This window comes from Antribacter gilvus (genome assembly GCF_003946865.1).
Lineage (GTDB): Bacteria > Actinomycetota > Actinomycetes > Actinomycetales > Cellulomonadaceae > Antribacter > Antribacter gilvus.
This window is the reverse complement of sequence record NZ_QXTH01000011.1, coordinates 175784-199396: the sequence shown is the minus strand read 5'-3', so window position 1 is coordinate 199396 and position 23613 is coordinate 175784. Positions and strand designations below refer to the sequence as shown.

At 71.6% G+C, this 23613-nt stretch carries 25 protein-coding genes and 2 tRNA genes; 10 read left to right on the top strand and 17 right to left on the bottom strand.

Features of this window, described 5'->3' with window-relative positions; all coding sequences use genetic code 11:
- Nucleotides 1-178: 178 nt before the first annotated feature.
- Entirely contained in the window at nucleotides 179-1153 is a 975-nt protein-coding gene (locus D1350_RS18970; RefSeq protein ID WP_125777595.1) for a sporulation protein, read from the bottom strand.
- 113 nt (nucleotides 1154-1266) lie between these two features.
- The gene (locus D1350_RS18965) at nucleotides 1267-1749 is read right to left on the bottom strand and encodes a nitroreductase/quinone reductase family protein (protein ID WP_125777594.1); all 483 of its coding nucleotides are present in this window, start codon (nucleotides 1747-1749) and stop codon (nucleotides 1267-1269) included.
- A gap of 98 nt (nucleotides 1750-1847) precedes the next feature.
- Here D1350_RS18965 and D1350_RS18960 point away from each other — a divergent pair, with 98 nt between their 5' ends.
- Complete coding sequence (locus D1350_RS18960; RefSeq protein WP_240644200.1) at nucleotides 1848-2531, top strand: TetR/AcrR family transcriptional regulator; 684 nt, start codon at nucleotides 1848-1850, stop codon at nucleotides 2529-2531.
- Between the two features lie 7 nt (nucleotides 2532-2538).
- Here the strand turns inward: D1350_RS18960 and D1350_RS18955 are convergent, their stop codons facing one another.
- A complete protein-coding gene (locus D1350_RS18955) occupies nucleotides 2539-3342 on the bottom strand; it encodes an SDR family NAD(P)-dependent oxidoreductase (protein WP_125777593.1) in 804 nt (267 codons plus the stop codon).
- Nucleotides 3343-3415: 73 nt separating this feature from the next.
- The gene (locus tag D1350_RS18950; RefSeq protein WP_125777592.1) at nucleotides 3416-4036 is read right to left on the bottom strand and encodes a GyrI-like domain-containing protein; all 621 of its coding nucleotides are present in this window, start codon (nucleotides 4034-4036) and stop codon (nucleotides 3416-3418) included.
- A gap of 175 nt (nucleotides 4037-4211) precedes the next feature.
- Between D1350_RS18950 and D1350_RS18945 the strand changes: the two genes are divergently transcribed.
- The 6 genes from D1350_RS18945 to D1350_RS18920 are packed head-to-tail and all read left to right on the top strand — an operon-like array spanning nucleotide 4212 to nucleotide 9489.
- Nucleotides 4212-5714: a carboxylesterase/lipase family protein gene (locus D1350_RS18945; RefSeq protein WP_164545234.1), complete on the top strand. Its 1503-nt coding sequence runs from the start codon at nucleotides 4212-4214 to the stop codon at nucleotides 5712-5714.
- Between the two features lie 55 nt (nucleotides 5715-5769).
- Complete coding sequence (locus tag D1350_RS18940; protein ID WP_125777590.1) at nucleotides 5770-6228, top strand: DUF2867 domain-containing protein; 459 nt, start codon at nucleotides 5770-5772, stop codon at nucleotides 6226-6228.
- Nucleotides 6225-6833 carry a TetR/AcrR family transcriptional regulator gene (locus tag D1350_RS18935; RefSeq protein WP_125777589.1) on the top strand — a complete coding sequence of 203 codons (609 nt, stop codon included), beginning with the start codon at nucleotides 6225-6227 and terminating at the stop codon, nucleotides 6831-6833. Before D1350_RS18940 ends, D1350_RS18935 begins: the two co-directional genes overlap by 4 nt.
- A 43-nt stretch (nucleotides 6834-6876) precedes the next feature.
- Nucleotides 6877-7401: a GNAT family N-acetyltransferase gene (locus D1350_RS18930; protein WP_206074603.1), complete on the top strand. Its 525-nt coding sequence runs from the start codon at nucleotides 6877-6879 to the stop codon at nucleotides 7399-7401.
- A gap of 58 nt (nucleotides 7402-7459) precedes the next feature.
- Nucleotides 7460-7966: a PH domain-containing protein gene (locus D1350_RS18925; protein ID WP_125777588.1), complete on the top strand. Its 507-nt coding sequence runs from the start codon at nucleotides 7460-7462 to the stop codon at nucleotides 7964-7966.
- Nucleotides 7963-9489 carry a PH domain-containing protein gene (locus tag D1350_RS18920; protein ID WP_206074602.1) on the top strand — a complete coding sequence of 509 codons (1527 nt, stop codon included), beginning with the start codon at nucleotides 7963-7965 and terminating at the stop codon, nucleotides 9487-9489. The genes D1350_RS18925 and D1350_RS18920 overlap by 4 nt, the downstream gene beginning before the upstream one ends.
- Before the next feature lie 7 nt (nucleotides 9490-9496).
- Here the strand turns inward: D1350_RS18920 and D1350_RS18915 are convergent, their stop codons facing one another.
- Nucleotides 9497-10948, bottom strand: a complete 1452-nt coding sequence (locus D1350_RS18915; RefSeq protein WP_420807821.1) for an MFS transporter — start codon at nucleotides 10946-10948, stop codon at nucleotides 9497-9499.
- Between the two features lie 159 nt (nucleotides 10949-11107).
- On the opposite strand from D1350_RS18915, the gene D1350_RS18910 reads away from it, so the two are divergent.
- On the top strand, nucleotides 11108-11986 hold the full coding sequence (locus tag D1350_RS18910) for a helix-turn-helix domain-containing protein (protein WP_125777587.1): 879 nt from the start codon (nucleotides 11108-11110) through the stop codon (nucleotides 11984-11986).
- A gap of 55 nt (nucleotides 11987-12041) precedes the next feature.
- On the opposite strand, the gene D1350_RS18905 is transcribed toward D1350_RS18910, so the two are convergent.
- The 7 genes from D1350_RS18905 to D1350_RS18870 form a co-directional block, all read right to left on the bottom strand.
- A complete protein-coding gene (locus D1350_RS18905) occupies nucleotides 12042-13238 on the bottom strand; it encodes an acyltransferase family protein (protein ID WP_240644199.1) in 1197 nt (398 codons plus the stop codon).
- Entirely contained in the window at nucleotides 13235-13678 is a 444-nt protein-coding gene (locus tag D1350_RS18900; RefSeq protein WP_240644203.1) for a BBE domain-containing protein, read from the bottom strand. The genes D1350_RS18905 and D1350_RS18900 overlap by 4 nt, the downstream gene beginning before the upstream one ends.
- Nucleotides 13679-14270: 592 nt before the next feature.
- Nucleotides 14271-15623, bottom strand: a complete 1353-nt coding sequence (locus D1350_RS18890; protein ID WP_240644198.1) for an FG-GAP repeat domain-containing protein — start codon at nucleotides 15621-15623, stop codon at nucleotides 14271-14273.
- A gap of 14 nt (nucleotides 15624-15637) precedes the next feature.
- Nucleotides 15638-16837 (bottom strand): MFS transporter, encoded by a 1200-nt coding sequence (locus tag D1350_RS18885; protein WP_125777614.1) that lies wholly within the window; start codon nucleotides 16835-16837, stop codon nucleotides 15638-15640.
- Between the two features lie 14 nt (nucleotides 16838-16851).
- Nucleotides 16852-18018: a non-hydrolyzing UDP-N-acetylglucosamine 2-epimerase gene (gene wecB, locus D1350_RS18880; RefSeq protein ID WP_125777586.1), complete on the bottom strand. Its 1167-nt coding sequence runs from the start codon at nucleotides 18016-18018 to the stop codon at nucleotides 16852-16854.
- 106 nt (nucleotides 18019-18124) lie between these two features.
- Complete coding sequence (locus D1350_RS18875; RefSeq protein ID WP_125777585.1) at nucleotides 18125-18751, bottom strand: hypothetical protein; 627 nt, start codon at nucleotides 18749-18751, stop codon at nucleotides 18125-18127.
- Nucleotides 18752-19211: 460 nt separating this feature from the next.
- A tRNA-Ala gene (locus D1350_RS18870) sits at nucleotides 19212-19287 on the bottom strand.
- A 152-nt stretch (nucleotides 19288-19439) separates the two neighbouring features.
- Between D1350_RS18870 and D1350_RS18865 the strand changes: the two genes are divergently transcribed.
- Together D1350_RS18865 and D1350_RS23860 are read left to right on the top strand one after the other, a co-directional pair.
- Nucleotides 19440-20180, top strand: coding sequence for a hypothetical protein (locus D1350_RS18865; RefSeq protein ID WP_125777584.1), 741 nt, complete (start codon nucleotides 19440-19442; stop codon nucleotides 20178-20180).
- A gap of 50 nt (nucleotides 20181-20230) precedes the next feature.
- Nucleotides 20231-20386 carry a Sec-independent protein translocase family protein gene (locus tag D1350_RS23860; RefSeq protein WP_164545233.1) on the top strand — a complete coding sequence of 52 codons (156 nt, stop codon included), beginning with the start codon at nucleotides 20231-20233 and terminating at the stop codon, nucleotides 20384-20386.
- A gap of 97 nt (nucleotides 20387-20483) precedes the next feature.
- Here D1350_RS23860 and D1350_RS18860 read toward each other — a convergent pair.
- The 5 genes from D1350_RS18860 to nadD form a co-directional block, all read right to left on the bottom strand.
- Nucleotides 20484-20559: transfer RNA gene (locus D1350_RS18860), tRNA-Ala, on the bottom strand.
- 94 nt (nucleotides 20560-20653) lie between these two features.
- Nucleotides 20654-21334 (bottom strand): histidine phosphatase family protein, encoded by a 681-nt coding sequence (locus tag D1350_RS18855; protein ID WP_125777583.1) that lies wholly within the window; start codon nucleotides 21332-21334, stop codon nucleotides 20654-20656.
- Nucleotides 21331-21783 carry a ribosome silencing factor gene (gene rsfS, locus D1350_RS18850; protein WP_125777582.1) on the bottom strand — a complete coding sequence of 151 codons (453 nt, stop codon included), beginning with the start codon at nucleotides 21781-21783 and terminating at the stop codon, nucleotides 21331-21333. The genes D1350_RS18855 and rsfS overlap by 4 nt, the downstream gene beginning before the upstream one ends.
- Nucleotides 21780-22991: a hypothetical protein gene (locus D1350_RS18845; protein ID WP_125777581.1), complete on the bottom strand. Its 1212-nt coding sequence runs from the start codon at nucleotides 22989-22991 to the stop codon at nucleotides 21780-21782. Before D1350_RS18845 ends, rsfS begins: the two co-directional genes overlap by 4 nt.
- The gene (gene nadD, locus D1350_RS18840; protein ID WP_276313775.1) at nucleotides 22984-23592 is read right to left on the bottom strand and encodes a nicotinate-nucleotide adenylyltransferase; all 609 of its coding nucleotides are present in this window, start codon (nucleotides 23590-23592) and stop codon (nucleotides 22984-22986) included. Before nadD ends, D1350_RS18845 begins: the two co-directional genes overlap by 8 nt.
- Nucleotides 23593-23613: the final 21 nt, after the last annotated feature.

Here is a 23613-nt window from a genome sequence, read left to right as displayed (position 1 = left end):
ATGACAAACCCGACCGTGCACGATGTCCTGAGACACCACACCGTGCACGATGTCCCGAGACACAACCACGCACGATGTCCTGAGACATCACATGCGTGATCGGCAGTTCGAACTGCCGATCACGCACCGAACTACCGATCACGTGCGCTGCGCGGCCAGGTGCTCAGCGGCGCGGTGCTCAGCCCTCGTCGCCGCCCTCGTCGCCGCCGAAGAAGTCGCCCACCTCGTCGAAGACCTCGCCGAGGACCATGCCGCCGACGACGCCCGCGGCCAGGCCGCCCGCCAGGCCGAGCCCGGCCCCGTGCCCGCCATGCCCGCCGTGCCCGTGGCCCTTGCCGGCGTACCCCTGGCCGCCGTAGCCCTGGCCCGGGTGCCCGCCGAAGAGGGACCGCCGTTCGGCGAGCTGCGCCACCCAGCCGTCCACCTCGGCGCCCCAGTCGCGCACCTCGTCCAGGCCCACCGTGAAGCGCAGCACCGTGTCCTGCCCGCTGCTGAAGAACCCGCCGCGCTTGTCCGCCTCCAGGATCACGTCCATGCTGTGCGCCCCGGCGACGAAGGTGAGCTCGACCTCGTTGATCCGTCCCGCGTGCTGCGCCGGCGGGATCAGCTCGATCTCCTGGAAGAACGGCAGCTGCTGCGCCGTCCCGTGGAGGCGGCCGTACTCCAGGTCGGCCGAACGGAGCCCGAACCCGAGTCGCCAGAAGGCGTCGAGGATCGCCTCCTGGACCGGCAGCGGCGCCACGCGCAGCGGGTCCACGTCGCCCTTGTCGACCGCCTGCGCGAGCGCGAGCTCCGTACGTACGCCGAGCCCGATCCCGATCGGACGACCCTGCAGCTCGGTGACCGGGGCCTCCGGGTGCAGGGGGATCGAGAAGGGCAGCGCCCGCTCCTCCCCCGCGGCCAGCCGGAACCCGCCCGCGACCGTGAACCGCCCGAACGTCACGGTCCCTCGGCTCTCCCCGTCGCCGTGCTCGGCCTCCACGCGTGCCTCCAGCTCGAGCGTGACGTGCTGGACCTCGGCGTCGGACGAGCCGCCCTTCAGGCGTACCTCACCGTTCACGGTCCCGCCGGGCCGCACCGCGACCTGCTCCAGCACCGTGTCCACCAGCGGTCCGCCCACGCCGAGCGCACCGAGCAGCTTCTTGAAACCCATCGACGTTTCCACTCCCATGGTTGTGCTGACATGCTCCGGCTTCCGAACGTGCCGATGCGCAGATCGTTCCCACCCGGGCGGGGGCGGCTCGGCCGGCGTCCGGGGATCCTCGCTCAGCGCGGTTCGAGCACCACCACGGGGGTCTCGCGCGAGCGCAGGGCGGCGTACCGGTCGATACCGTCACCCCAGCCCTGGTAGTCCGCGAAGCCCGCCCAGAGCCGGGCCCGCTCCTCGCCCTCGGCCGCTCGCCCGCGCACCGGCCGAGGGCCGTCGACGGTGTCGACCGCTGCGTCGGGCATGGCGGTCAGGTTGAGCCACCAGGCCGGGGGCGGGTCGCCCCAGCCGTTCATCGCGAGGGTGATGTACCGGTCGCCGTCCGGCCAGTAGGCGACCAGGACCGCGCGCTCCTGCCCGGACCGGCGGCCGGTCGTGCGCAGCCTGAGGATGCCGGCCTTGCCGGGCCTCGGCCGGGCGAGCGGGTAACGGCCCCGCGTGAGCCGGTACTGGGCGCGCTGGAACGCCCAGGCCGAGCGGACGAACCACCGGGGCGGGAGCCAGGGCCGGTCCTCCGAGCGGGTGGTAGGGCTCGAGTCCATGAGATCTCCCTCGGCAGGGGCGCGACGTCGGATGTCTACACCGTAGGCCTACAGCGTAGACAAGCCCTGGCGACGAGCGCAAGGGTAGGGTTTCGAGGGTGTCCAGCCAGCCCGCCCCCACCCCGCGAGGGCGCGGCCTGAGCCGCGAGCGCATCGTCGCGGCGGCGATCGAGGTGGCCGACGCCGAAGGGCTCGACGCCGTGAGCATGCGTCGCCTGGGCCAGGAGCTGGCCGTGGATCCCATGTCGCTCTACCGGCACGTCGGCAAGAAGGACGAGCTGCTCGACGCGATGACCGACACCGTCGTGGCCGGGATCGAACCGGTCACCGACGGCGGCGACTGGCAAGCCTCCGCACGCGCCACCATGCTCGCCGCCCGCGCCACGATGCTGCGGCACCCCTGGACCGCCGCGGTGCGCAAGGCCAGCGCCGCGCCCACGCCCGCGGAGCTGCGCTACCTCGACACGCTGCTCGGCATCCTGCGGGACGGCGGCTTCAGCGTCGCGCTGACGCACCACGCGATCCACGTGCTCGGCAGCCGCATCCTCGGCTTCAGCCAGGACCTCTACGACGACAGCGGCGACACGTCGTCCGAGGCGTCCGAGGCGCAGGCCCGCGCCTGGGCCGCCTCGCACCCGCGGCTCGCGGAGCTCGCCGTGGCCGTGACGCACGACGGCGCCCTGGGCGGCTGCGACGACGACGCCGAGTTCCGGTTCGCGCTCGATCTCGTCCTCGAGGGCCTGGAGCGCCGTCGCGCCCAGGAGCCCGCAGGCGGCGGGTAGCGCCGCCTCAGCCCGCGGAGCGGCCCAGCCGCTCCCAGCGGCGCCACCCGGCGATCCTCGCCTCGGTGGCCGGCAGGACGGCGTCGGCCGCGAGGTTGCCGACGAGGATCCGCAGCGGCGGCTCGTCCGCGTCGACGACGGCGAGGACCACCTGCGCCACGTCGGCGGGGTCGGACGAGCCCGGCGGGTGCCAGGCCGCAGCCCGCAGCGCGTCGTACGCGGGCAGCGGCTCGGCGCGCACCGCCGACGCACCCCGCCACTCCGTGTCGACCGGCCCCGGCTCGACCAGCGTCACCCGGATGCCGAAGCCCGCCACCTCCTGCGCGAGGGCGTCGGAGAGGCCCTCCAGCGCCCACTTGGACGCGTGGTAGCCGCCGAGGCTCGGCCACGCAGCGACGCCGCTGGAGCTCGACACCTGCACCACGTGACCCGAGCCCTGGGCCCGCAGCACGGGCAGCACGGCCTGGGTCACGTGCAGCGCGCCGAACAGGTTGACCTCGAGCTGGTCGCGGAGCTGCTCCGGGGTGATCTCCTCGACAGCGCCGAACAGCCCGTATCCCGCGTTGTTGACGACGACGTCCACGCCACCGAACCGCTCGACCGCAGACGCGACAGCGGCCGAGGCCTCGCCACGGTCCGTCACGTCGAGCCGGAGGGGTAGCACGGCGTCGCCATGCTCGGCCACGAGGTCGTCCAGGGACGAGACGTCCCTGGCGGTCGCCGCCACGCGGTCCCCGCGCCGGAGGGCGGCGACCACGATCGCGCGGCCGAGACCCCTGCCTGCGCCGGTGACGAACCAGGTGCGTGTCATGAGCCCATCGTCGCGGCTCGGCGCCGCCTCGCGAAACGCGCCGCCACCCCCTGCCACACCAGGTCCATGCGCCTCAGCCCGCCGGGGCCACCGGCTGGCGGAGGATCGTCCGCAGCCGGGCAGGCTCGGTCCGGCGCGCGTCGGAGAGGTAGATCTCGTGGTGCCGCCCGCGGGGTTCGAGCCCGTGGGCCGGCAGGTACTCGTCGTGGAGCCGTTCGAGGGTGGGTCCCTCGTCGTCGTACGAGCCCACGTGCAGGATCTGCACGCAGCGTCCCTCCGCGAACGCCTCGAAGCGGAGCCGGCCCAGCGCGGGGAGGCCCTTCTTCTCCGTGGCGACCGCGAGCGCCTCGTCGACGACGTCCCGGGTGATCCAGCCGGGCTGGACGATCATCATCGTCCAGTCCCAGGAGTCCTTGTCGCGCGTACGGAAGACAGCGAGGTCCTCGGCCGACCACAGGCCCTCGAGCGGGCCGACCGTGTGCACCTTGTCGAGCTGCGTCTTCGCGACGGCGCGGACCGCGTAGGACGCGGTGTAGAGCGCCTCGACGGCCTCGGCGTAGGCCGTGGCGGTGTTGGGGTCCCCGCGCCCGTCGGCCATGAGGTAGCCGAGCTCCGGCACGTCGACGGCCGTGAAGTCGCGCGCACCCGGCGCGTAGAGCTCCTTGCGGTCCTTCTTGATGTCGTAGGTGCTCATCGCGTCCTCCTCGCCTGGCGGTCATGCTCGCCTCCGATCGTCAGTTTGTCGCATGATCGGCAGCCCGGGCTGCCGATCGTGCGACAAGGTCACGATCACGCGAGACACGGCGGAGCACCGGACCGACCGACCGGTATGCTCCGGGCTCGACGACGACGAAGCCGATGGAGGCTCGATGGCAACGACGACCGACGGCGGCCGCGCCGTGCCGGACACCGGCGCGCTGGTCCGCACCACGGACACCGGGGAGGTGCAGGGACTCGCCGAGGCGGGGACCCTCCAGTGGCGCGGCATCCCGTACGCCGCGCCCCCAGTGGGCGACCTCCGCCTCCGGGCGCCGCAGCCTGCCGAGCCGTGGACCGGCGTGCGGGACGCCACGCGCTTCGGCGCGGCCGCTCCCCAGCCGCCGGGCGACTCGCTGACCGGCGTCCCCGCGACCTGGCGCCAGGGCGAGGACTGCCTCACCCTGACGGTCGTCGCGTCCGAGGGGCCCGCGGAGCACCCGCGCCCGGTGATCGTGTACCTGCACGGCGGGGCGTTCCTCGTCGGCTCCGGCGGCTCGCACCTCTACCGCGGCGAGGGCCTGGTGCGCGCGACGGACGTGGTCTACGTCTCGGTGAACTACCGGCTCGGTGCCCTGGGCTGGCTCGACCTCAGCGCCTACGGCACCGCCGAGCGCCCCGTCGACACCAACGTGGGCCTGCGCGACCAGATCGCCGCCCTGCAGTGGGTGCAGCGCAACATCGCGGCGTTCGGCGGGGACCCCGCCGAGGTGACGGTGATGGGAGAGTCGGCCGGGGCGTCGTCGGCCCTCGCGATCCTCGCGTCGCCCCTCGCGGGCGGCCTGGTCCGGCGGGCGATCGTGCAGAGCGGGTTCTCCGACGCCCGGCCGCGCGAGCAGGCCGCGCGGGCGGCCGAGGGTTTCGTCGACGAGCTCGGCGGCCCGGCCGCCCTCTTCGACGCCGAGCCGGCGGCGTTCGTGGCCGCCATGGACCGCCTGATCGCCGCGGGCGGTGGGAACCTGCCCGTCGGGCCCACGCTGGACGACGACGCGCTCCCCGTCGACCCCGTCGCCGCCCTGCGCGACGGCGCGGCCGCCGACGTCCCGCTGCTCATCGGCACCAACCGGGACGAGGGCCGCTTCTTCCAGAAGCAGGCGAGCATCTTCCCGACGTCGGCCGAGAGCCTCGACCGGCTCCTCGGCACGGGTCCCGCCGCCGACGGCGTCCGCGCCGCGTACCGGGGCTACCGGAGCCGCCGGACTGTGGCCGCGCGGATGGGCGGCGACGCCGTGTTCTGGGCGTCGTCCGTGGCAGCGGCGGCGGCACAGTCCGCCCACGCGCCCACCTGGATGTACCGGTTCGACTTCGCGCCGACCGCCCTCCGCCTGGCCGGGCTCGGCGCCACGCACGGCATGGAGCTCGCGTACGTGTTCGGCCGCGTGGACTCCCCGGGCATGCGGAAGGCGCTGAGCCTCGGCGGGGCGCGAGCGGCCGCCGGCCTGGAGGCCCGCATGCAGGCGGTCTGGGGCACCTTCGCCCGCCACGGCACCGCGGGCTGGGAGAGGTACGACGCCGGACTCCGGCTCACCCGGGTGCTCGACGCCACGGACCGCACGGTCGCCGATCCCGACGCCGCGCGGCGGCTGGCGTGGGAGGCGCTCGCGGCGGAGGCGTGACTTACGTACATGCGTGTATGTATGCTTCTGGTACCGACACCCCAGGAGGACGCTCATGTCCACGTACGCCACGCAGCCCGTCCGACAGATCGAGCCCACCGACCCCATCGCTGTCGCCGCCGCGCCCTACAGCTACGCCGACACGTTCGAGCTCCGGCTCCCCGGACCCGACCTCCACGCACCTGAGGCCTGGGTCCGGGCCGGCCTGGGCGCCACTCCCCCCTGGGTGACCCGCCTCCTCGGGTTCCTCGGGATGGGAAAGGGCCGACAGGGCGACCCCGGCGCCGTGGGGCCGTTCCGGATCGTCGCGTCCGGGCCCGAGGTGATCCACCTCGAGGCGGCCCTCCCTCTCATGCGCGTGACGATGGTCGGACGCAACCCGGAGCCCGCACGCCGGACCCTCACGACGATGCTGCACTACCACCGGCCCGTGCTCTGCCGCATCGTCTGGGCTGCCGTCGGGCCCACCCACCGGCGGACGGTCGCGGGGCTCCTCGCGAGCGAGGTCGCGTGACCCCCGAGGCCCCGCGCCCCACCCAGGCCGACCGCCGCGCCGCCACCCGCGTCGCCCTGCTCGAGTCCACCGCGCGGCACCTGTCCCGGTACGGCTACGGCAACCTCGTGCTGGAGCAGGTGGCCAAGGACGCCGGGTACACGCGCGGCGCGCTCTACCACCAGTTCAAGGACAAGCAGGAACTCGTCCTCGCGACGTGGTCGTGGGTCATCGCCACCATGTGGGACGAGGTGATCCGCCCGGCCGAGGCCGAGACCGACCCCGTCGCCGCCCTCCTGGTGCTCGCCCGCGGCCACGCCGTGTTCTGCCGCCGCGACATCGCCCGCCTCTCGATGGTGCTCCGCATCGAGCTCTCCGGTCAGGACCACCCCGTGGGACGCGAGGTCGAGAGGTCCTACGAGATCCTCGTCGGTCTCTGCACCCGCCTGATCGCGGCCGGACGGGAGAACGGCGGCATCCCCGACGGGCCGCCCGACCGGACGCTGGCGCTCGCGGTCGGCGGAGCGCTCGACGGCGTCGTCGTGGCCGTCTCGGGGCAGACCCCGCACGACGAGCTGCTTGCTGCCCGCGCGGTCGCCGGCGTGCTGGGGATCCGCGTCCCCTGAGACCCCTGACGACGGCCGCCTGCCGCGTGGGAGGCTGACCGGCGTGACGCTGACGATCCGTGCCGCCCAGCCTTCCGACGTCCTTGACCTGCACCGCTTCATCCTGGCGCTCGCCCAGGACGAGGAGTTCCCCGGGAAGGTCACCGCCCGGCCGGACGACCTGGAGGTGGCCCTGTTCGGACCGGAGCCCGCCGCCCGGGCGGTCGTGGCCGAGCGGGACGGCGCGGCGATCGGCTCCGCGATCTACGTGTTCGGCTACAGCACCATCACCGGGTGCCGGACGCTGCACCTCGACGACCTCTACGTCGTGCCCGAGCAGCGCGACCGCGGCGTCGGCCGGCGACTGCTCGCGGAGCTCGCCCGGATCGCCGTGGACGGCGGTTGCTCGCGCTTCGAGTGGTGGGTGCTGCGCACCAACGAGCCCGCTCTGCGTCTCTACCGGCGGCTCGGTGCCCGCACGCTCGACGAGATCGACGTGATGCGCCTCGAGGGCACCCCGCTCGCCGAGCTGGCCTCGGCGGCGGAGGGTCCGGCAGGCCCGGAGCAGCGGGGTCAGCCGGAGGGATGACCCCGGATCACCAGGAAGGTGGTTGTGACCGGCTGCGGGGAACCGGCAGCATGGCTCCATGACCAGCGCAGACGCGAGCACGCTCCGACTTCGTCCTCCGCGCCACGCGGTGGACCCGCGCGCCGTGGGGTTGTGGGCTCTCCAGCTCGTGCTGCTGGCCGGCGTCCCGGCCGCGATCCTCGGCGTGCTGGGGCTGCTCATCGAGCCGGCCCGTTTCTGGCTGCTGCTGCCCGCCGTCGTGATCGCCGTGGTCGGCGCGGTCTCCGCCCTGCTGTTCCCCCGCCTCTGGTTCCGCCACCACCGCTGGGAGGTGACCGACCACGCCGTCTACACCCGGACCGGGTGGCTCTTCCAGGAGTGGCGGATCGCCCCGCTGTCGCGCATCCAGACCGTCGACACCGTCCGCGGCCCGTTGGAGCAGCGGTTCGGCCTGGCGACGCTGACGGTCACCACGGCGTCCGCGAAGGGCGCCGTCAAGATCGAGGGCCTCGACGCCGAGACGGCCGCCGACCTGGCCGAGGCCCTGACGTTCGCCACCCAGACCACGCCCGAGGACGCGACGTGAGCGGCGACGTGACGGGCGACCTCGCCTGGGGGCGGCTCGACCGCCGCGCCGGGCTCGCCGGCGCGATCTACGCGGGGGGCTTCGCCGTCGGTTCCGGGTTCATCACCGGCTACTGGGTGGTGGTCGAAGGCTCGCTCGCCACTGCCCTGACCTGGATCGTGCCGGCGATCCTCCTCGTGACGGCGGGCGGCGCAGTCTTCGGTGAGTGGATGCGACGGGTCACCGCGTACCAGGTGACGCCCGAGATGTTCGAGGTCCGGACGGGCGTCCTGTTCCGCAAGCGACTCGCCCTGCGGCGGGAGCGGATCCGCTCGGTGGACCTCACCGCGGGCCAGGTGCTGCGGGTGCTCGACACCGTCACCGTGCGCGTCGGCACGGGTGAGCACGCCGGCAAGGAGGGGACGGTCACCCTCTGGCCGCTGCGCCGGGAGACGGCACAGGCGCTGCGCGCCGCGCTGCTCGCGCACGCGGCGGTCGACGAGGCACGGGCGCACGTCTCCGAGGGCGCGCTCGTGCGGTTCGACAGGTCCTGGATCCGGTACGCCCCGCTGTCGGTCGTCACGCCCGTCCTGGGCGTCGGCGCCTTCGGCGGCGTGCTGCAGGTGGCCGAGTGGTTCGGGCAGCAGGAGCGGGTCATCGAGACCGTCGGTTCCTGGTTCGGGCCGGCGCCGGTGCTCGTCATCATCGCCGTGCTCGCCGCCGCGCTGTTCGTCGTCGGCGCCGTCGCCGCGCTGGGCCTGTGGATCGAGATGTGGTGGAACCACACGCTCGAACGCGAGGCCGACGGCACGCTGCGGGTACGGCGCGGACTGCTGACCGCCCGATCGATCTCGCTGCAGGAGTCCCGCCTGCGCGGCGTGGAGCTTGTGGAGCCCCTGGGGGCGCGGCTCGCCGGCGCGGCTCGCGTCGATGCCGTCGCGACCGGCCTCACCACCGGCGAGGAGGACAAGACCGACAGCCGCACGCTCCTGCCCGCGGCGCCCCGCGACGTGGCCGACCGGGTCGCCGCCGACGTGCTGCGTGAGATCACGGCCCCGCCGACGGCAGCACCGCTGACACCGCACCCCGCCTCTGCGCGACGACGACGCCTGCGCTGGGCGCTCGGCTCCGTCGTCGCGCTGGAGGCCGTGCTCGTGCTTCTCGGGCTGCTGCTCACTCCCGTCCTGCTGCACGTGGCCTGGGCCAGCGCCGTCGTGCTCGTCCCCGTGGCGATCCTGCTCGCCCTCGACGCGTACCGAGCCCTCGGGCACGCAATCTCCGGCGACTACCTCGTGGCCCGGAGCGGCACCGTCCGCCGCGCCACGGTGGCGCTGCAGCGCCGCGGCATCGTGGGCTGGACCGTGCGGCAGTCGGTGCTGCAGCGCCGGGCCGGGCTGGTGACGGTGATCGCCACGACAGCCGCAGGCTCGGGGGCCTACGCCGTCCACGACGCCGCCGAGCAGGACGGGCTGGCGCTCGCCGACGCCGCGGTCCCGGACCTCCTCCGGCCGTTCCTAGAAGGTCCGGGCCCGACGGCGCCGTGAGCTCGCCTCAGGCGGCGATCGGCCGCGCCCGCAGGAACGCGGCCACAGCGAGCGCACCCGCGACGCAGATCGCGCCGTTGACCCAGATGGCCGCCGTGACACCACCGAGCACCGCCTGCGCGTGCGGCACGGTGCTCGTGAGGACGACGGCCGTGACCACGGCGCTCATGATCGGGGTACCCATCGTGATGCCGACCTGCTGGCTCATCGTCGTGAGGCCGGTCGCCAGGCCCTGGTCCGAGGCGGGAACGCCTGACGTGGCGGTCACCATGAAACCGACGATCACGACGAGGTTCGCCACGCCACCCACGAAGGTCGCGACCAGGACGAGCCAGATCGAGCCCGGGGCGTCGGTGATGAGCACCAGCGACAGCGTGGCGGCAGCCTGGACCAGGAATCCCCCGACGATGGCGACCTTGTTCCCGAACCGGCCGATCACCCGAGGCCCCAGGAGGCCGCCGAGGACGGTGCCGACGCCGAGGACGGCGAAGGTCAGGCCAGCCGCGAGCGGCGAGTAGCCGAGCACCTCCTGCAGGTAGAGCGTGAGGAGGAAGACCAGCGACGTCTCGGTGACGAACGCGAGCGCCCCGGCGACGTTCCCCCACGCAACGTTCGACCGGGTGAGGATCCCGAGAGGCACCAGCGGGAACGCCGCCTGCCGCTCGACAAGCACGAAGACGGCGAGGAGGACGGCGGCGGCAGCGAAGGCCAGGAGGGTGACCGGGTCCGTCCAGGACGTCTCCGCGGCGTGCGTGAGCCCGTACACGAGCGCGAGCAGGCCCAGGGTGACGGAGATCGCGCCGGGCACGTCCAGGCGGGTGCGGTGCTCGGACCGGCTGTCCTTGAGCACCAGCGGAGCCACGACGAGCACGGCGATCGCGATCGGGACGTTGATGAAGAACGCCCAGCGCCAGGACAGCAGGTCGGTGAGGAGACCACCGAGGATCGCGCCGGTGGTGAAGCCGGCCGCCATCAGGGACCCGTTGAGACCGAGCGCCTTGTCCCGGGCGCGGCCCTCGGGAAAGGCACCGATAAGGAGCGCGAGCGCTGCGGGGACCACGATCGCCGTGGCGAAGCCTTGCGCCACCCGAGCGACCAGGAGCAGGGCGGGCGTGGTGGCGAGGCCGCCCACGATCGAGCCGGCACCGAGGAGCACCATCCCGACGAGGAACATGCGGCGTCGGCCCGCGATGTCCGCGACGCGCCCCATGAGGAGCGTGAACCCCGCCGAGCAGAGCGCGAAGGCGGTGCCGATCCACTGGAGGTTCTCGATGCCGAACCCGACGTCGGCGCCGATGCTGGGGAGGGCGACGTTGAGGATCGAGAAGTCGACGGCGAGCGTGAAGCTCGCCGTGAGCAGGACGACGAGGGCGACGCGCTGCTTGCCGGTCATCACGGCGTCGGGGGCCGGTTCGGCTACGCCGACGGCGTCGCGGTCTGCTGCCTGGTCCGTGGTCACAGGGAACCTCTCTTCGAGCACGGGCGACGTGGCGCCCGGGGTGGACTGACGTGCTTTCCCGGCCAACGATCCGGTCCCCTCCCGCGGACAGCCACACCCCCTCCTGCCTGTCACTCACAGTGATAGGCACGGCGGCCTGTCGGCACGGAGAATGGGGGGATGAGTGGACCGAACGAGCTGGGGGAATTCCTTCGTGTCCGTCGCGCCGCGCTCCAGCCCGAGGACGTGGGACTCCAGGGCTACGGCGTGCGCCGGGTGCCCGGCCTGCGTCGCGAGGAGCTCGCGATGCTCGCTGGGGTGAGCGCCACCTACTACTCGCGCCTCGAGCAAGGACTGAACACCAACGCGTCGGAGGCCGTGATCGCCTCCATCGCGAGGGCGCTCAACCTGACGCCGGACGAGCAGGCGCACTTGTTCAACGTGGCCCGGCCGGAGCGGGCGCCGAAGCGCCGCGCCGCGGTGCGGCCTGACCACGCACGGACCGGTACCCTCCGGCTCGTCAACTCCCTGAGCGGCACGCCGGCGGTCATCATCGGCCGGCGCAGCGAGGTTCTCGGGTGGAACGCCCTGGGTCACCGGCTCGTGGCCGGCCACCTGGACTTCGACAGCCCTCACCGCGTCCCGGACCGGCCGAACATGACCCGGATGCTCTTCCTCGACGAGCACACCAAGGAGCTGTACAGCCGCTGGCACGAGGAGGCGGTGCGGGCCGTGGCGTCGCTCCGCGTGCTCGGGGCCAGGGCACCCGAGGATCCCGAGCTGACCGCCCTCGTGGGGGAGCTCACCGTCAAGAGCCCGGAGTTCAGCCGGCTGTGGGCCAAGCACCCGGTGGAGCGGTGCGTGTCCGGCGTCAAGCAGTTCCGTCATCCCGAGGTGGGCGACTTCGAGCTCAACTTCGAGGTCCTGACTCCCCCGGACGACTCCGGCCACCGGGTCCTGATGTACACCCCCGACCCCGGGCCGGGTGCTGAGGCGCTCGAGCTGCTGGGCCATGGCGTCGATTCCTTGGTCGGCGTCGCGGAGCGAGTGGCGCGCTGACCCCTGGACGCGGGAGAAGGCCGGACCTCAACGAGGCCCGGCCTTCTCCGTCAGGTCAGACCGCGCCGGCGGACACCGGGTCCGCCACGGCGGTCGCGACCCGCCGGGGGCGGGCGAACCGGTCCATCATCGGCTTCTCGACCAGGGCGTAGAGCGCCCAGCCACCGAGGATCGTGAGGCCGAAGAAGCCGGCGATCACGAGCACCGCCACCGGGGTGGAGAACGTCGCGTTGCCCATCGCCTGCCGCGCCCAGAAGATGACCACCCCCTGGCAGAGGTAGAACCCGAACGAGGTGTCACCGAGCCACTGCATCGGCCGGGACTGCAGAAAGCTCTTCTTGCCTGCCGCGTCGTTCGCCGCCATCGTCGCGATCAGCACGGCGATCGGGACGATCGTCGCGACGTTGAACGTCCACACGAACGGCACCACGTTCACCAGCGCGTACCCGGCGACGCATACCAGCAGCACGTGCCAGCCGCGGAACGCCGGCCAGAGGTTCTCGAGGACCACCCGGGCGAGAATCGAGCCGAGCACGAACTCGAACAGCCGGGACGGCGGGAAGATGTAGCCGAACCAGAACTGGTACGACGACACAGGCGTGATCGCGGACTTCGGCGTGTCCGGAATCAGGGTGAGGTTGACCACCTGGATCAGGACCATGCCGACCACCATGAGCGCCGCCCAGAACCACAGGCGGTTCACGGGGATCCTCCGGACCCCGGCGAAGAGCAGCGGGAAGAGCATGTAGAACAGCAGCTCGATGCACAGGGTCCATGACGGCGGGTTCACCGCCACGTTGACCGCCCCGTCGGGCGAATAGGCGCTCAGCAGGAAGAAGTTCAGCACGGACGCATGCACCGGTGTGATCGCCGCCGCGAACAGGACCATCGCCAAGACCCACATGACGAGGTGGTTCGGGAAGATCTTGACGATGCGGCGTCGCCAGAACAGCGACATCTTCTCGCCGGGCCTGGCCGCCCACGCCAGCAGGAACCCGCTGAGCACGAAGAAGAACGACACACCGATGTACCCGGTGGTCACGAACACCCGCTCAGTCGCCGCGGCGACCGCCGGGTCCGCGAACGGGCTGATGGGGTCGTTGGGCGGGATCGGCGACGCTGACAACGTGATGTGGAACCCGAACACCAGGAGAGCGGCGAAGAACCGCAGCCCGGTCAGCGACGGGAGCGTCGGCGACCGGGGCGCCGTAGCGGACGCCGCCGGGGTGAGCATCGCGCCGGTGCGGGTCATCGGTGCCCCTCCGGCAGTTCCACACCGAGGCTGTGCGTGAAGAAGTTCGTGGGGTCCCACTCCTGCTTGGTGCGCTGCAACCGGGCGTAGTTGCCCTTGTAGTAGAGCGTCGACCAGGGAACACCCGACCGGTTCCTGGCCGGGTCGGCCATGTCCACGTCCGGGTAGTTGATGTAGCAGCCGTCCACCTGCTCGTTCGGGACCGGCACCCCACCCGTCCCGGCGAACATCGCCTCGAAGGTCTCGCGCTCCCACCCCAGGTAGAAGTCGTCCTCAGCCTCGTCCTGCCAGAAGGTCTGCAGGCAGATCTTGAAGATGGAGTCCCGCTGGGCGTTGGCCGTCGCGTCCTCGGCCACGGCGTTGACCTGCCCGCCGAACGAGAACACCACCATCATCGTGTCCGGGTTGGTGAAGTCCGGCCGGGTCAGCTGGGCCCACATCACGTCGAGCTGCTCGGACGTGAAGCCCTTCCGGAAGTACGCGGACTTGTGCGCTCGTCGTCGACCACCTGTACGCCGTGGAGGTCGTCACCGTGGACGCCCGGGGCGTTGTCCGGACCCACGTGGCCAACCGGGACTCCACGGGCGCGCTGGGCGACCTCTGGTGGGCTCACACCGGCGGTGGGGGCGGGAACTTCGGCATCGTCACCAGGTACTGGTTCCGTTCGCCGGGCGCCACGGGCACCAATCCGTCCGACCTGCTCGTCCGGGCACCGTCCAGGGTTCTGGTCAGTGCTCTGGCGTTCCCTTGGGACCAGGTCGACGAGACCGAGTTCCGCCGCCTCATGACGAACTGGAACGTGTGGCACGAGCGGTTCAAGGACCCGGGAACGCCCGAGTCGAACCTGTCCAGCCTCTTCAACCTGAGCCACCGGGCGAACGGCAGCCTGGGGATGTTCACGCAGATCGATGCGGACGCGCCGGACGCGGCAGGCGTCCTCGAGCGGTTCGTCGCCGCGATCACCGACGGGGTGAACGTCAGCACGGCGCCGATGACCGCGCCGTCGGGCGAGCTCCCGCCCATGCCCGCGTTCTACGAGACCCAGGAGGTCTCCTGGATGCAGGCGACCCGCACCGTGGGGACGAACAACCCGACCATCACGAACCCGACCAGCCGGGGGGCCTCCTGCTGGGGGGTGAGGTTGCGGTGGAGGGTGATCTCCGCCTTGGGAGCGACGAAGTAGTGCTGGACGGAGTACGAGATGGTGGCGAAGTCGTCGACGCCACGGTTTCCGAAGTCGCCGGCGACGATGCGGGCGATGGACTCGCCCGACACCTTCCACTTCAGGAACAGGCCCTTCTCGAGGTCGACGACCTTGTAGTAGTAGGCGCCCTGCCACGGCTCCGGCCCGCGCAACCCGATGAGGAACTCGTCGTCGCCGTCGCCGTCGAAGTCGCGGCACATGACCGTGTGGCCGGGACCCTCGCCGTTCTCGTTCGGGTCGCCGTAGATGTCGAGGAGGTGCCGCCGCCAGACGGCCGCCTCAGCGTCGTTCGTGGTCCGCGTGTACACGGCCACCGTGTTGCCGTGGAACGGCTCGATGGCGGCGACGTACGCGAGAGGGTCGTCACCGACGCGGCCCCCGTCAACGTCGCCCGAGCCCTTGAACGTCGTCTGCTCGAACTGGCCGGTCTCCCCGTCACCGATGTGCTCCCACGCGAACGCGGCCGCGTCCTCGTCGTAGTACAGCCAGGTGACGCCCTCGTCTGATGCCATGAGGATCGAGTCCAGAGGGGAGCCCGGGACGAGCCCTTCCTTGCGTGCCACCCCGTGGATCATGCGGAAGTCAGTACGGCTGATCATCTCGGAGTCCCACTCGGTGGTGGGGTCGTCGGGCTGCGTGAACAGCATCACCGGCAGGACGGCATGGACGTCCTCGACCGCGACGATCGGGAACCCCATGATCTGGAGCCGGTCCGTCCGCGAGAAGTGACCGACCCGGAGCCGGTGCATGCCCGTCGCCCGGCCCACGTAGTGCCGCTTCCAGTTGTCGGTGCTGACGGCGGGGTCGCCGGGGTTCTCCAGCCAGTCGATCTTCCCGCCCTCGCCGTCGGCGTGGTGGATGGTGCCGCCGGGGCCGTAGAGCTGGTAGCAGACCACCAGGTCGGGCAGTCCGTTCCCGGTGATGTCGCCGAACCCGGCCCCGACCGGCTCCTTGATCTTGTCCACGACGAGACGCTTCTGCCAGGTAGGACTCTGGTACCAGTAGATCTCGCCGACGTTGAGGCCGTAGCCGACGAGGTCGAGCCTGCCGTCGCCGTCGATGTCGCACGCCTCGAGCCAGTAGCCGTCGCGAAGGAAGTCGGTGACGGTCTCGGTGTCGAAGGTGGGTTCGGTGACGGCCAGCGTCGGAGCGGCAGTGCTGCGGACGATCGGTGTGGTCATGCCGGTGCCTTTCATCAGTGAGCGATGGTGGAGCTGGTCAGTGGGGCGAACGCCTGCCGCTGGACGGAGCGGCGGTGCGAGCCCGCCGCGAACGCCATGACGACGAGAGCGACGACGGCGAGGGCAGCGCCGACGACGATGGGCGACCGGTAGCCGAGCCCGGCGGTGATCGTGACCCCACCGATCCAGGCACCGATGGCGTTGCCCAGGTTGAAGGCGCTGATGTTGACCCCGGACGCCAACGTGGGAGCGGCGGACGCGAACTCGAGGACGCGGATCTGCATTCCGGGGACCGACGCGAAACCGACAGCCCCGAGGAGGAAGAGGGCACCTCCTGCCGCCCAGGGGTTCCCGACCACCACGGCGAAGCCGACGAGGACGACGGTCAGACAACCGAGCAGGGTCAGGAGGGTGCGGTCGAGGTCGACGTCGGCGGCCCGTCCGCCGACCAGGTTGCCGACGAAGAGGCCGACACCGAAGAGGACGAGCAGCCAGGGGATCGCGTCCTCCGGGAACCCGGCGACGTCGGTGAGGATCGGGGCGACGTACGTGAAGGCGCCGAACATCGCGCCGAACCCGAAGACGGTGACGAGAATCGAGAGCCAGACCTGCCCGTTCCGGAACGCCGCGAGCTCGCGGCGGAGCTGGCCGTGCGGCCGGGTGTCCGCCACCCGGTCCGGGATGAACGCCACGAGCCCGACCAGGGCGACCACGCCGATCGCGGTGATCGTCCAGAACGTCGAACGCCACCCGAGGCTCTGCCCGAGGAAGGTGCCGAGGGGCACCCCGAGGACATTCGCGACGGTGAGTCCCAGGAACATGATCGAGACCGCCCGGGCCTTCCGGTCCGGCGGTACGAGGGAGGCTGCGAGGACGGATCCGATCCCGAAGAAGGCACCGTGGCACAGCGCCGCGACGACCCGGCCGGCCATCATCACGGAGTAGGTCTCGGCGACCGCGGAGAGAAGGTTCCCGAGGACGAAGAGCACCATCAGACCGACGAGGACCCGCTTCGGTCGTAGGTGCGCGGTGCCGGCGGTGACGAGCACCCCTCCCACGGCGACGCTCAGCGCGTACCCCGACACCAGGAACCCCGCCTGCGGGATGGTCACCCGGAAGTCCGTCGCCACCTCGGGTAGGAGCCCCAGGATGACGAACTCCGTGAGGCCGATGCCGAAGCCGCCCAGGGCGAGCGCGACCAGGCCTGCGGGGATGCGGCCCTCCCCCCTCATGCGAGCGAGCCGACGACGTCGGCGCCTGGCACGAAAGGCGTCACTGCGGGACCCATACCGAAGTAGTTCGCGATCGCCGCGACGGTTCGCCCGGTCGCCCGCCCGTCTCCGTAGGGGTTGATCGCGTTCGACATCTCCGCATACGCGACCGGGTCGTTGAGGAGCCGCTGCACCTCAGCGACGATCTGGCCGCGAGAGCGGCTCACCAGCCGGGACGACCCGGTGAGGATCGACTCGCAGCGCTCGGTGATCTCCCGCAGCACGAGGGTGGGCTTCCCGAGAGCAGGGCCTTCCTCCTCCGCGCCTGAGCTGTCGGACAGGATGATGTCGCTCCGTCGCAGGACACGGCAGAACGACAGGTACGGGAGCGGGTCGACGAGGTCGACGTTGCCGATGCCGGACAGCACCGGCACCATCACCGAGCGCACCCGCGGGTTCAGGTGCAGCGGGACGACGATCCGGACATCGTCCCGCGTGGCGATGTCGGCGAGCGCCTCCGCGATCTCGCGCATGGGGTGCCCGTGGCTCTCCCGGCGGTGCGTCGTCGCGAGGATGACTCTGCGCGGGTCGTCATCCAGGTTCGACAGCCGTGGGTCGCCGTAGGGGCGCAGGTTCTGCATCCCCCAGGCGAGCGCGTCGACGATGGTGTTGCCGGTCACCGTGATCGCACTCTCCCTCACCCCTTCGCGGATGAGATTGGCGTGGTTGCCCGGCGTGGCAGCGAGATGGAGGGCGGCGATCTGCCCCACGAGCTTGCGGTTGGCCTCCTCGGGAAACGGTGACGCGTTGCTGCCGCTTCGCAGACCCGCCTCGACGTGGATGATCGGGACCTGGGCGTGGAGCCCGGCAAGGGCCCCCGCCAGGGTGGTCGCGGTGTCGCCGTGCACCAGCACGGCGTCAAGCCCATCGAGGTGCTTGCCCGCGCACAGTGCTTCGAGCATGCGGTGGGTGACCTCGGAGAGGGACTGCCCCTCCTTCATGACGCGAAGGTTCACGTCCGGCGTGATACGGAACTCGTCGAGCGTGCTGTCGAGCATCTCTCGATGCTGCCCGGTCGAGATCAGCACCACGCGAAAGCGCGGGTCGTCCTGGAGACTGTGGATGATCGGTGCCAGCTTGACGGCTTCGGGACGTGTGCCGAAGACGATGCCGAGGGTCTTCAAGGGCTGCTCCTGCCAGGTCGGGGCGCGCCCGGTACGGCCGGCTGGTCTGGTCGCCGGCAGGCCGGGGCGTAGCACTGGGTGAGGCGTGCGAGAGCGGGGAGGCGGTTCAGACCTCGTGGTACTCGAGGGCGAGCCAGACGCAGTCGGTGTCCGCCCGGTACTGGTGCCACGGGTAGACCAGGTCGCCGTCCCGGTCCGTGCAGAACGGAACCGGGTTCGTGACGCCCGGGCTGAGCTGCTGGTCCTCGTAGAGGCTCGCGAAGTCGTCGGAGTCGAACTTCTGCATCCGGCCGTACCCGCTGACCTGAGTGTGGACCTCGATGAACGGATGGATCCTGTGGATCCCGCAGTCTGTGCCGGCGGGGCTGAACCAGAGGTTGGCCCGGACGGTAAAGGGCTTCGCGCCCGGCTCGAGGTCGGGCTGACGGAGCACCGTCCTGCGGTCGAGCTCGACGGTGCCGAGGGTGTCCTGCGACGACCTCAACAGCACAGGTCCTCCGCCCCCGTAGAAGTCGGTCCAGCCGAGCTCGCGGACGAGCCGCTCCTGGTCACCGACGTCCCGCGGGGCCACCACGACGACCAGCTCGCCGGTGACCGTTCCCGCGGAGACGACTGTCGAGCTCCGCGGCGGCAACGGCGCGAGCTGCGCCGTGCCGGTGTACGCGTCGGTGGTGCCGCAGTTCACGACCACGCTGCGTGCGGTGATCGGGATCTCGTGGGCGTCGTGCAGCACGACGGCCTCCGCGAGTTCGCTGTCGAAGGAAAGGGACTGTGTAACGGTGGCGCTCAGGACGACCCCCTGTGTCGTTCAGCGTCAGGTGGGAGCTCCTTCCGAACTCCCCCTCTGGACACAACGGCGCGGAACGAGGATGGCCACCCTGCTACCCCTTGGCACGTCCTCGTTCCGCGGCGAGCCCCATCTCAGCAGTCCTTGTCTAAAGGTAACCACTCCCTGACAGTGACTGGCTCCAGACAGGACCAAAATCGGGCAGTTGATTGACACTGCAACCCGATCCTTGCTAAATAGGCGAGAACTGGTCGGAATTTACCCATTGTTTCGGCCTTGTTTCGCCAAGTGGTCGGTGAGGGAAACACGAGGGGCTGAGAACGTCAAGCACACATGGCCGCGCACGACAAAGGGCCGTTCCGTCATCCTGTCCAGGATGACGGAACGGCCCTCCGACCTGCTCCTTTGGTGGAGCTGAGGGGATTCGAACCCCTGACCCCCTGCATGCCATGCAGGTGCGCTACCAGCTGCGCCACAGCCCCGCACTCGGCTTCTGCCAAGCGGGCTCGGTCAGTCTAGACGGTCAGGTGCCCGGGCACCAAAGTGAGCCCCCGCCCCCACGAGACTCAGCCATCCGCGCAGGTGAGAGCGCCTACGATCGCCCCGTGGTCGCCCCCGCCAGGCTCGCTCCCCGATGACCGTCGTCTCCGCCGCCCTCCTGACGCTGGTGGTCTGGGCGGTCAGCCTGATCCGGTCGGTGCGGTGGCAGGCCCTCGTCTACAGCCTCCCCATCCCGATGTCGCTCGTCCTGGTCACCACCGGGGTCCGGGTCGACGGGGCGCAGGCGATCGGCGTCCTCGTGCTGGTCTCGTTCTTCGGTGTGGTCACGATGTGCCGGGCGTGGCTGCACCTGCACATCGCGCTCGCGGTGGCCGCCGGGGCGGCGTGGTACGTCGGCGTGAGCATCGCCCTGGCCCGGCTGGGCGACGTGCCGATGGGGATCGCGCTCCTGGTGGTGGTACCGGTCTGGGCGGCAGCGGTGCTGGTCCTCCGTCGACGCTCGGCTGCGGTGGTGTCCGTCGCCTCCGCTTCCGTGACCCTGGGGCCCGCGAGCCCGGAACCGGGCCGCGCCGCCCTGCCCGTGCCCCTCCGGCTGCTGGTCGTCTTCCTCGGTGCGTTCTCCATGCTGCTGCTCGGGGACGCGTTGAGCGGGTTCATCGTCACGTTCCCCTACTCCGGCGTCCTCATCGCCTTCGAGGCCCGGCACCGGATCGCCGAGTTCTCCCGCCAGGTCGTGACAGCCAGCATCGGCCTCGTCGCCTTCGTGACGGGCTACTACCTGGGACAGGACATCTCGGGAACGGCTGCCCTGGCCGCGGGCTGGGCCGCGTTCCTCGTGACGGCGGCCGCGTGCCGAGTCCTGGCACGATCCTGACCAGCGGTACTGTCTAGTTTGTCGTATCCGTTCCGCGTCGGAGGTCCCCGGTGGGCAACATGCAGATCTGGCACTGGCTCGTGCTGTTCGTCGTGGTCGCGGTCATCCCGACGATCGTCGCGCTGACCGTCTGGGTTCTCGTCCGAGCCGCGGGGCAACGCCGCGGCGCCGCCTCTGCGGGCGAGCTCGAGGAACCCGGTCAGTAGCCGGACCGCAGATCGAGCGCCATACGGGCTGGCCGTACGGGCTGACAGAAACAGGTCAGGGCCGCGTCGTCTCCGACACGGCCCTGACCTGTATTTTTGGTGGAGCTGAGGGGATTCGAACCCCTGACCCCCTGCATGCCATGCAGGTGCGCTACCAGCTGCGCCACAGCCCCGAACGCCCGACTGCTGCCGGGCGGGCTCGGTAAGTCTACGCAGACCGGCGCCGGGTGACCAAATCGGAATCCGGGCCGGTCTGTGTGGACCTGATCACCTGGTGGAGGGCTCGAGATTCCAGTCCGGACCGGCCTGCCACTGGTCCAGCGGATAGCCGGCACCCACGTTGTGGGCCACCAGCCGCCACGCCGGGACACCCTGAGGGCCCGAGCGGTGCAGGTGGGACCAGTGCACGTTGTGCAGCCCGTGGAGGCCGCGCCACTCCCCCGGGTCGAGCCCGAGCAGACGGGTGACCGCAAGCGTGATGGCGGCTCCGTGGGAGACCACGACGAGCGTGTCGTCGAGCTCCAGCGCGTCGGCATGCCGACTCACCGCGGCCGCCATGCGTTCGGCGACGGCAGCCTTGGTCTCGGCCCCAGCACGCACCGGCTCGGCGCCGCTGCGCCAGGCCGCATGCTCCTCGGGCCACTGCTCGGCGATCTCGCCGTCGGTGAGACCCTCCCAGGCACCGAAGCTGCGCTCGCGGAGCTCGGGGTCCGTGGACACCGTGACCCCCACGGCCTCTGCGTAGGCGTCGGCCGTGTCGACGGCCCGGACGAGGTCGCTCGACACCACGACGGACGCCTTGTGGGACGCGGCCAGTGCCGCGGCACCCTGCGCGGCCTGCCAGCGGCCGACGTCGTCGAGCGGGATGTCGATCTGGCCCTGCAACCGCAGGCCCGCGTTGTACGCGGTGCGGCCGTGCCGAAGAAGGACGACGGTGCCTGCCGTCACTGACGCGGCTCCGAGGAGAGGTGGATCGCTCCGTCGTCGGCGAAGTCGGCGTAGTCGCTGTACTCGTTGCGGACCTCGTCGCTGCCGCGGGCGTCCTCCGGCAGCTCGACTGCCGGGCAGTCCTTCCAGAGGCGCTCGAGCGCGTAGTAGACCCGGTCCTCGGCGTGCTGCACGTGCACCACGATGTCGCCGAAGTCGAGGAGCACCCACCGCCCCTCGGACTTGCCCTCGCGACGGATCGCCTTGACGCCCGACTTGATCATCGCCTCCTCGACGGCGTCGACGATCGCGGAGACCTGACGCTCGTTGGTACCGGACGCGATGAGGAAGATGTCCGTGAGCACCAGCTGCTCGCTCACGTCCAGCGCGATGATCTCCTGCGCCTTGCGGTCGGATGCGGCACGTGCCGCGATGATCGCCAGCTCGACCGAACGCTCTGTGGCCGTCATGCGGTACTCCCTGCTTGTTGATCGATCAGCAGGCCCAGCAGGGCCGCCGCCTCTCCGGTGTCGAATCCGGTCTCCGGGCCTGCCAGCACGAGCTTCCAGATGAGGAGACCCAGGACGAACGCGACAACCACGAGGATGATGTAGTGCAGCCAGGTGTACGAGGGGCCCGGGTCTTCCTCGACCTCGTCCCACTCGTCGGCCTGCTGGCCGGACCGGACGGACTGGGGCCGACCGGATCCGACGAGGACCTCGAACCCGTTGCCGGGTCCCTGGCCACCGGGGCCCATGGGGCCGGGACCACCAGGACCGCCTGCCCGCGAGGGGAACGGTGAGCCGCCACCGGGGGGCATGCCACCCGGCGGCACGGACGCGGGGGCCACGGCCTGCACGGCCGCGGACTCCCACGGGAGTCCGGCTCCGGCACCCGGTGCCGAGGGTGCGTTCTGCGCCGCTGCGGCGTCCCACGGCAGGCCCGCACCCGAGGGGGCGCTCGGCGCACCTGGAGCCCCCGGACGCTGACCGCCCTGGGCGGGAGGAGCACCGAAGGGCGACGGCGGGGCCGCCGGACCCGGGGCCGCGCCGAAGGCGGCGGGACGCTCAGGTGCGGCGGGGCGGGCGGGGGCGGGAGCCTGGGCCTGCCAGCTCTGCGAGTCGCCCGCACCGGGGAACGGCGCGGCAGGGGCTGAGCCGAAGCGGCCCGGCGGCGCCTGCTGGGGGGCGGGTGCCGCGGGACCGGGCGCTGCCGGACGACCGAACGGGCTGGGGGCTCCGCCGGGACCGCCCTGGTACTGGCCTCCGGAACCGGGCGCGCCTGGCGCGCCAGGACCGGGCCGACCCTGGGTCGTGGGGGGGCCCTGCGGCGGGTATCCGGCGGGCTGTCCGCCGCCGTAGGCGGACGGACGCGCAGGCCCCTGCCCCCCGCCCTGTGCGGGCGGCGGCGCAGCGCCGGGCTCGCCGACCTGGCGCACGGGCGTCAGCCGACCGGTGGCGTCGACGCCACGCATCCCGCCCGAGGCCTGCGGCGGGCGCACCACGGGAGCCTGCTGTGGGTACCCCTGCTCCGGGCCGGGCGGCCGGGCGCCGGGTGGACCGGCAGGCGGTTGCCCGCCCGGCGGGAACCCGCCTGCGGGAGCGGCCTGAGCGGCCTGTGCGGCCTCGCGCTCACGGAGCTCGCGCCGCGTCAGTGGACGACCATTGTTGTCACTCATCGTGAAGACCTCGATACAGTCCGTGCTTGGCGATGTACTGGACCACGCCGTCGGGCACCAGGTACCACACCGGCTGACCCGCTCTCGCCCGACGACGGCAGTCGGTCGAGGAGATGGCGAGCGCCGGGACCTCGAGCGTCGTCACTCCGCCTACGGGCAGACCATCCACGCTCAGGCGGTGCCCCGGTCGGGTGACCGCGACGAAGTGTGCCATGTCCCACAGCTTTTCGGCATCCTTCCACGTGAGGATCTGCTCGATCGCGTCGGCGCCGGAGATGAAGTACAGGTCGGCGCCGGGACGCTGTTCGCGCAGGTCACGCAGCGTGTCTACGGTATAGGTGAGCCCCGGGCGGTCGATGTCGACCCGGCTCACGGTGAAGCGCGGGTTGGACGCCGTGGCGACCACCGACATGAGGTACCGGTGCTCGGCGGGCGTGACGTCCTGATGCTGCTTGAAGCCCGGACGCCCCGTGGGGACGAAGACGACCTCGTCGAGCCCGAGGTGTGCAGCAGCCTCGCTGGCCGCCACGAGGTGGCCGTGGTGGATGGGGTCGAAGGTGCCGCCCATCACGCCGATGCGTGGCCGCTGGCTCGTCGTCACTGGTCGCGTCGGTTCCCCGTC